The sequence below is a fragment of the Paracoccus sp. (in: a-proteobacteria) genome (assembly GCF_035556475.1).
Taxonomy (GTDB): domain Bacteria; phylum Pseudomonadota; class Alphaproteobacteria; order Rhodobacterales; family Rhodobacteraceae; genus Paracoccus.
The window spans coordinates 33,944-42,315 of sequence record NZ_DATMFA010000112.1; the positions used below are offsets into that span (position 1 = coordinate 33,944).

Consider the following 8,372-nt stretch of genomic DNA (forward strand, 5'->3'; position numbering starts at 1 on the left):
CCCCGGAGAGTAGAGCCTGCGCCGCGCCGCGTCGATGTTTTCTTGACTCGGCGACCCGGCGGCCTAAGCGGCAGGACGATCCGGCGGCGTCAGAACCTGCCCGAGCCTTGCGGCCGCATCCATGACGGCGCGGCTCGACGCTTCGCGGTCGAGCTTGTGCAAGGCGACGACTCCGACCGCGAATTCAAGCCCGGCATGCAGGTCCGGCCCCACCCGGACCGGGGCGGCGATCCCCTCGGCATTCGACTGCAATTCGCCCTGCGACCAGGCAAAGCCGTCCATCCGCGCACGCTTCACCGCCTCCGGGTCGTCGTCGCGCGGCGGTCGCAGGGACATCAGGGCCAATCCGGGCGCGGCGCGTCCGATCGGATAGCGCAGGCCCATCCGATACTGGACGTTCAGCGGCATGTCGGGCGGGTCCGCCGTGCCGATCGCGACATAATCGTCGCCCTGCCGTATCGAGATGAAGGCCGAGGCGCGGGTCGCCAGCGCCAGCTCCTCGAGGATGGGTTGCGCGGCGGCGCGGATATTGCCCTCGCTCCGCGAGGCCAGCACGATCGCTGCGCCGCCCATCACCACCCGTCCGCTGGGCAGCCGCTGGACCATGCCATGTTCGGCCAGCGTCGCGACGATTCTGTAGGCAATGGCGCGGTTGACCCCCAGACGCGCCGCGATGTCGCCTGTCGTGATCCCGCCCTCGGTCTGGGCCACGAGGAACAGCGCCTCCAGCCCCCGGTCAAGCGTCTGAAGTTTCGCGGCGACCATCGTAATCCCTTATCCTGTTGGCGTTTTTTCTGCGCGATCACTGCCCGGAAGGCAAGCTGGCCAGATCTCGCCTCAGATTTATTGACATTGCAACGATCAAGATGTCTATATGCGACACAAGATGTTCGATATTGTAGACTGGAGGAGCGCAATGGGAACAATGGAGGGGAAATCCGCTTTCGGGCAAGCGACGTCCGGCTGTCCATTTCATGCACCCGCGATGTCCACCAACGGCGGCTGCCCCGTCGCTGATTTCGACCCGTTCGGCCCGGCCTATCAGCTTGACCCGGCCGAGGCGCTGCGCTGGTCGCGCGACCAGCTTCCGGTCTTTTACAGCCCCGCGATTGGCTACTGGATCGTCTCGCGTTACGAGGACATCAAGACGGTCTTCCGCGACGGCATCCTGTTCTCGCCCCGCAATGTGCTGGAAAAGATCGTCCCGGCGACGCCCGAGGCGATCGACGTACTGAAAAGCTACGACTACGCCATGAACCGCACCATGGTGAACGAGGACGAGCCCGCCCATATGGAGCGCCGCCGCCTTTTGCTCGATCATTTCCAGCCGGTTCGGCTGGAGGACCAGCAGGAGATGGTCCGCCGTCTGACCCGCGAAAAGATCGACGCCTTCATCGACAGCGGCCGCGTCGATCTGGTCGATGCGATGCTTTACGAAGTGCCGCTGAACGTCGCCCTGCATTTCCTTGGCGTCCCCGAGGACGAGATCGCGGTCCTTCGCACCTTCTCGGTCGCGCATTCGGTCAATACCTGGGGCAAGCCCACGGACGAGGAGCAGGTCCATATCGCCCATGATGTCGGGCGCTTCTGGCAATATGCCGGCCAGATCATCGAGAAGATGAAGCAGGAGCCCGAGGGCAAGGGCTGGATGCATCACACCATTCGCATGAACCAGCTTCACCCGGACGTGGTCCCCGACAGCTATGTCCATTCGATGATGATGGCGATCATCGTCGCCGCGCATGAGACGACCTCGCTCGCCTCGGCCAACATGTTCAAGACGCTGCTTGGTAATCGCGACGCCTGGGAGGATATCTGCGCCGATCCGGGCCTGATCCCGAACGCGGTCGAGGAATGCCTGCGCTATGCCGGCTCGATCGTCGCATGGCGGCGGCAGGTGACCGCGCCCACCACCGTTGGCGGGGTGGAGATCCCCGAGGGCGCCAAACTGCTGATCGTGCAGGCTTCGGGCAACCGCGACGAGGCGCATTTCGAGGATGGCGACCGGTTCGACATCTACCGCGCCGATGCGGTCGATCACCTGACCTTCGGCTATGGCAGCCATCAATGCATGGGCAAGAATATCGGCCGGATGGAGATGCGCATCTTCCTTGAGGAGATGACGCGCCGCCTGCCGCATCTGCGGCTGGCCGAGCAGGAGTTCAGCTATCTGCCCAGCACGTCCTTCCGCGGCCCGGACCACCTGTGGGTGGAATGGGATCCGGCCCTGAACCCCGAACGCCGGGATCCGGGCCTGCGCGAGAGCTTCCGGCATTTCCCGGTCGGCGCGCCCTCGCGCCGGTCGATCGCCCGCAGCGTCCGCGTGGTCGGGCTGCGTCAGGAGGCCGAGGGCGTCCTTGGCCTGACGCTGGCCGATGCCAATGGCCGTCCACTGCCGAAATGGAATGCCGGCGCGCATGTCGAGCTTTGCGTCGGCCCTTATGAGCGGAAATATTCGCTCTGCGGTCCCGCCGATGACGGCACCTATCAGGTCGCGATCCTGCGCGACGATCAGGGCAGGGGCGGCTCGCGCCATATTCACGAGGTGCTGGCCGAGGGGGCGGAGCTGCGCCTGCGCGGTCCGGCGAACCTCTTCCGGCTGGACGAGGACGGGGCGCATCATGTCCTGATCGCGGGCGGCATCGGCATCACCCCGATCGTTGCGATGGCCGACCGGCTGAAGGCGCTGGGGCGCAGCTATGAAGTCCATTATTGTGGCCGCTCGCGCGCCGGGATGGCGTTCCTTGACCGCTTGCAGCGGGATCATGGGGCGGAGCTTGTCCTCCATGTCTCGGGCGAGGGGGGGCGCGTGGCCCTGTCCGGGCTGGTCGGGGCGCTGCCCGAGGGTGGCCAGATCTATTGCTGCGGCCCTGACCGGATGATCTCGGAACTCGAGACGCTGACCGGCCATCTGCCGGAGGGCAGCTTCCGTTTCGAGCATTTCACCGGCGGCTCGGCCGGCCTTGATCCGGCGGTGGAAACCGCGTTCGAGGTCGAGCTGGTCGATTCCGGCCTGACCCTGACCGTCGCCAAAGATCAGACCATGCTGGACGCGATCCTTGCGGCGGGCGTCGATGTGGCCAGCGATTGCTGCGAGGGCCTTTGCGGAAGCTGTGAGGTCGGCGTCATTTCGGGCGAAATCGACCACCGCGACAAGGTGATGACCCGCGCCGAGCGCGCCGAGAACACCCGCGTCATGACCTGCTGCTCACGCGCAAGGAACGGCGGCAAGGTCCGGCTCGCGCTTTAGGCGCGGGCCCCAATTCCAAGCAATTGCGACCCGGGCAGGAGGCGTGCCGGTCGCGACGTGTCGGGCATCTGGGCTGCCCGTCAGCCATCCATGGGAGGAAAGCTGTTGAAACGTCTTAACCTGATGATCGCGAGCACGGTCGGAACCACGCTGGAGTGGTACGATTTCTTCGTCTTCGCGACCTGCGCCGTGCTGGTCTTCGACAAGAAGTTCTTCCCGGTCGATGATCCCTTTGTCGCGACGCTGCTTTCCCTTGGCACATTCTCGGTCGGGTTTCTGGCGCGTCCGCTGGGCGGGGTGATCTTCGGCATCGCGGGCGACCGTTTCGGGCGCAAGAACATGCTGGTGATCAGTCTGCTGATGATGGGGGTCGGCACGTTCCTGATCGGCCTGCTGCCGACCTATGAAACGATTGGGATCATGGCGCCGATCCTGCTGATCGTGCTGCGCATCCTGCAAGGCATCGCCGTCGGCGGCGAGGCGAGCGGCGCGATCCTGATCATCGCGGAATCCATGCCCGCGAACCGGCGCGGCTTCTGGACCAGCTTCACCATGTTTGCGGGACCGCTCGCGAATGTGCTGACCGCGCTGGTCATCGCGGCCATTCAGGGCATCTATGGAAACGAGGCCTTCGTGGAATGGGCCTGGCGGATTCCCTTCTTCATCTCGGTCCTGCTGATCGCCATCGGCTTCTGGACCCGCCGCCGGGTCGAGGAATCGCCCGCCTTCATCGAGATCTCGCGCCGTCAGGAAAAGGTCGAGCACGCCCCGCTGGCCGAGGCGTTCCGCAACAACCTGCCCGAGATGTTCCGCGCCTTCTTCGTCAAGGCCTCCGAGAACACCTATCTCTACCTCTTCAGCACCTTCGTGCTGCTGCTCGCGACGACCCATCTGGGCTTCCCGCGTCAGGTGGTGCTGAAATCGCTGCTCTGGGCCTCGGCGCTGGAAATCGTCGTGGTGCTGGTCGCGGCCTATGTGTCGGACCTCATCGGCCGCAGGCCGGTGCTGTTCGTGGGCTTCGCGGCTTCGGTGCTGACCAGCTACGGGCTTTTCACCCTGTCGCCCGGCGCGTCGGCGGCGCATCTGCAACTCACGATCACGCTTTGCCTCGCCAGCCACGGCATCATCCTCGGCGCCATGGCGGCCTTCATGGCCGAGCTTTTCCCGACCCGCGTGCGCTATACCGCGCTGTCCTCCAGCTATCAGCTTGCATCCGTCGCGGGCGGCTCGATCGCGCCCCTTGTCGGGACGATCCTGCTGCATGAGACGGGAACCCCGGTCTCGGTCGCGATCTATGCGATGCTTGTCAGCATTCCCGCGCTGATCAGCGTCGGATTGGCCAAGGAAACCGTCGGGGCGGGGATCATCGGGGAAAGCTCCACCCCGGAGGCCGAGGGCGAGGCCGTGCCGCTGCCGGGACGGGCCGGCTGAACCGATTGCCGGGCCAGACCGGCCCGGCAATGCCACCTGCTCGACAGGCTGTTCCTTACCGAGGGCCGATCGGCCCTCGGCCCGAACCCTGCAGCAGCCAGTGGCTCGCGACCATCGGTCCGGCCTAGACGCTGGATACAACCTTCCGCTGCGGGCGGCGGCGCCATTGCAGCGCCGCGATCCCGGCGGTCAGCAAAAGCGCGCTGAGCGTCGGCCACAGCACCGAGGGCTGCGGCGCGCGGACCAGAACACCCGCCACATCAAAGCCCGGCTCGAGCCCCATTCGCGCGGCGTAGGAGCCGAAGCGCACCTGTCCCGTCATCAGCCCTTCGCCCAGCGACACCATCTCGAGCCCGTTATCGGCCAGCCGCTCGGCGGCACCCGCCACATTCGTGCGCAGGTTGATGGTCTTGCGCACCTCGTCGCCCATCAGATTGAAGCCTTCGACGACAAAGCGGAACTGCGTGCCCGAAGGGGTTGCCTCCAGCAACTGGGTAAACTCTGACGCCGGGCGCAGCTCATAGGGTTCCGAAATCTGGTTCACCCACCAGTCGGGGCGGAACAGCGTGAAGCAGATGACGAGCAGCGCGGCGGATTCCCAGATCCGGCTTTTCGTCACGAACCAGTTCATCGTCGCGGCCGAGAACAGAAGGATCGCCACCAGCGCGGTAAAGCACAGCCAGGCCGTCTCGACCCAGTCATGCACGTCGATCAGCAGCATTGCCGGGTTGAAGATGAAGACAAAGGGCAGGATCGCCGTGCGCAGCGCATAGATCGCCCCCTGAAACGAGGTCTTGATCGGATCCTCGCGCGAGATGGCGGCGGCGGCAAAGCCCGCCAGCCCGACTGGTGGCGTGATATCGGCCATGATCCCGAAATAGAACACGAACATATGCACCGCGATCAGCGGGACCGACATCCCCGCCTGCGAGGCGAGGCTGACCACCACCGGCGCCATCAGCGACGAGACCAGGATGTAATTTGCCGTGGTCGGAATGCCGAGGCCCAGCACGAGGCTGATCGCCGCCACCATGATCAGCATCACGAAGACATTGCCGCCCGAGATGAACTCCACGAACTCGGTCATCATCAGGCCAAGGCCGGTCAGGGTGATGGTGCCGACGACGATGCCCGCCGTGGCGGTGGCGACGCCGATCCCGATCATGTTGCGTGCGCCAAGCGCCAGCCCGTCCCAGAGGTCGATCAGCCCGGTTTTCAGCCCGGCACCGGCACCCGCACCGCGGAACAGCCCCATCAGCGCCTTGCGCGTGGCGGTGATGACGATCACCGAAATCGTCGCGTAGAAGGCCGACAGGCCCGGCGACATCATCTCGACCATCAGGCACCAGAGCAGCACGACGATGGGGATCAGGAAATCGAGGCCGGTCCGCGTCACGTCCCAGGCCAGCGGCAGGTTCAGGATCGGGGCGTTCGGATCGTCGATCTCCAGATCGGGATGGCGCGAGGACAATGCCACCGCGAGAAGGTAAAGCCCCAGCCCGGCCAGCATCAGCCACGGTCCGGCCTGCGCCCCGGCAAACGTCTTGATCGCCAGAATGCCCCAATACAGCAGGCAGACGACGGTGACGGTGCCCGAGAGGCCCAGCCCCCAGCGGATCAGGCGGCGCCGGCGTTCCATCGCCTGACCGGGGATGGGCCGCGAGCCGATCTTCAGCGCCTCGAGATGCACGATGTAGAGCAGCGCGATATACGAGAAGATTGCCGGCAGCAGCGCGTGTTTGACGATCTGGCTATAGGGAATGCCGACATATTCCACCATCAGGAAGGCGGCAGCCCCCATGACGGGTGGCATGATCTGGCCATTGATCGAGGAGGCGGCCTCGATCGCGCCGGCCTTCACGCCTGAAAGCCCGGTGCGCTTCATCAGCGGAATGGTGAAGATCCCGCCCGAGACGACATTCGACACCGAAGATCCCGAGACCACCCCGTTCAGCGCCGAGGAGACCACCGCCACCTTGGCCGGCCCACCCCGCAGATGCCCGAGCAACGCGACCGAGATCTGCATCATCCAGTTGCCGGCGCCGACCTTGTCGAGCAGCGTGCCGAACAGCACGAAGAGGAAAACGAAGCTCGACGAGACGCCAAGCGCGATGCCGAAGACACCCTCGGTCGTCAGCCATTGGTGGTTGACGAACTTCGCCAGCGACGCACCGCGATGCTGGATCACCTCGGGCATGTATTGGCCGCCGAAGCTGTAGGCGGTGAAAACCAGCGCCACGATGACCATCGGCAGACCCAGCGCGCGGCGCGTCGCCTCGAGCAGCAGGACAAAGCCCACGATGCCCGACAGGATGTCGAACTGGGTCGGCTGGCCCGGCCGGGTGGCAAGCTGATCATAGAACAGAAACAGATAGGCGCCGCAAAAGGCCCCGACCAAGGCCATGATCCAGTCCTGCACCGGAATCCGGTCGCGGGGAGAGGATTTCAGCGCCGGATAGGCGGTAAAGGCCAGAAACATCGCGAAGCCCAGATGGATCGCCCGGGTCTCGGTATCGTTCAGCACGCCGATTCCCAGCGTGAAGGGCAGCGGCGAGGCGATCCAGAGCTGGAACAGCGACCAGACGACGGCCACGACCGTCAGGATCTTCGCCGCAAGGCCGGCCGGGTTGCGCCCTCCGGTATCGGCCTCGGCCACCAGCTGCTCCAGAGCGGCTGTATCGGGGGCGGCGGTATCGGGTCCGGTCGCGCTGCTCATGTCATGTTCCCTGTCGCTTGGCCCCTCTGACGGGGGCAGATTGTCTTGCGTCCGAAATTTCCCTGCGCGGCGGACATGGGTTGTCCCCCGCGCAAAGGTCGTCTTCAGGCCTGACCGGCCAGATTACTGGATCCAGCCCTTTTCCTTGTAGTATTTCGCCGCGCCCGGATGCAGCGGTGCCGAAAGCCCGTCGGCCACCATCTTTTCGGGCGTCAGGCCGGTCAGAGCCGGGTGCAGGGCCTTGAACTCGTCGAAATTGTCGAAGACCGCCTTCACGACATGGTAGACGGTATCGTCGGGCGTGTCGGCCGAAACGATAAAGGTCGCGAGCACGCCGAAGGTTTCCACATCATCGGGGTTGGCGTTGTAGAGCCCGCCCGGAATGGTGGCCTTGGCATAATAGGGGAACTTCGCGACCAGCCCATCGACCGCCTCTCCCGTCAGCGGGATCAGCTTGGCGCCGCAGGTCGTGGTCGGATCCTGGATGTTGGCCGAAGGGTGGCCGACGCCATAGAAGAAGCCGTCAATCTTGCCGTCACAAAGCGCCGGGCCGTGCTCATCCGCCTTCAGCTCGGAAGCCAGCGAGAAATCGGCCATGGTCCAGCCAAGCGCGCCCAGCAGCACCTCGGCCGAAGCGCGGGTGCCCGAACCCGGATTGCCCACGTTGAAGCGCTTGCCCTTGAAATCCTCGAAGGCGGCCACGCCGGAATCGGGATGGGCCAGCACGGTGAAGGGTTCGGGATGCAGCGAGAAGACCGCGCGCAGCTTGTCATTCGCGCCGCCTTCGGCAAAGGCGCCTTCGCCCTTCAGGGCGTTGTATTGCACGTCGGACTGGGCCATGCCGAAGTCCAGCTCGCCCGCCTTGATCGCATTGGCGTTATAGGCCGATCCGCCGGTGGATTCGACCGAGCAGCGCAGCCCGTGGGTCGCGCGGTCCTTGTTGACCAGACGGCAGATCGCGCCGCCCGCCGCATA

Annotated in this window: 5 protein-coding genes; 2 read left to right on the plus strand and 3 right to left on the minus strand. The window is 65.1% G+C overall.

The features are described from left to right. Window positions 1-63: 63 nt before the first annotated feature. Window positions 64-765: an IclR family transcriptional regulator gene (locus VNQ78_RS16435; RefSeq protein ID WP_325691735.1), complete on the minus strand. Its 702-nt coding sequence runs from the start codon at window positions 763-765 to the stop codon at window positions 64-66. Between the two features lie 220 nt (window positions 766-985). Between VNQ78_RS16435 and VNQ78_RS16440 the strand changes: the two genes are divergently transcribed. Both VNQ78_RS16440 and VNQ78_RS16445 read left to right on the plus strand, forming a co-directional pair. Next, window positions 986-3,250, plus strand: a complete 2,265-nt coding sequence (locus VNQ78_RS16440; protein WP_325691737.1) for a cytochrome P450/oxidoreductase — start codon at window positions 986-988, stop codon at window positions 3,248-3,250. Window positions 3,251-3,355: 105 nt separating this feature from the next. Then, the gene (locus VNQ78_RS16445; RefSeq protein WP_325691739.1) at window positions 3,356-4,681 is read left to right on the plus strand and encodes an MFS transporter; all 1,326 of its coding nucleotides are present in this window, start codon (window positions 3,356-3,358) and stop codon (window positions 4,679-4,681) included. 124 nt (window positions 4,682-4,805) lie between these two features. Here VNQ78_RS16445 and VNQ78_RS16450 read toward each other — a convergent pair whose 3' ends face one another. After that, entirely contained in the window at window positions 4,806-7,397 is a 2,592-nt protein-coding gene (locus VNQ78_RS16450) for a TRAP transporter permease (RefSeq protein WP_325691741.1), read from the minus strand. A gap of 123 nt (window positions 7,398-7,520) precedes the next feature. Next, window positions 7,521-8,372 (minus strand): TAXI family TRAP transporter solute-binding subunit (locus tag VNQ78_RS16455; protein WP_325691743.1); only part of this gene is annotated, 852 nt, incomplete at its 5' end.

What these genes read in the sequence shown, in the direction of transcription:
- VNQ78_RS16435 (WP_325691735.1), bottom strand. Translation starts at nt 765, where the DNA reads ATGGTCGCCGCGAAACTTCAGACGCTTGACCGGGGGCTGGAGGCGCTG.
- VNQ78_RS16450 (WP_325691741.1), bottom strand. Translation starts at nt 7,397, where the DNA reads ATGAGCAGCGCGACCGGACCCGATACCGCCGCCCCCGATACAGCCGCT.
- VNQ78_RS16440 (WP_325691737.1), top strand. Translation starts at nt 986, where the DNA reads ATGTCCACCAACGGCGGCTGCCCCGTCGCTGATTTCGACCCGTTCGGC.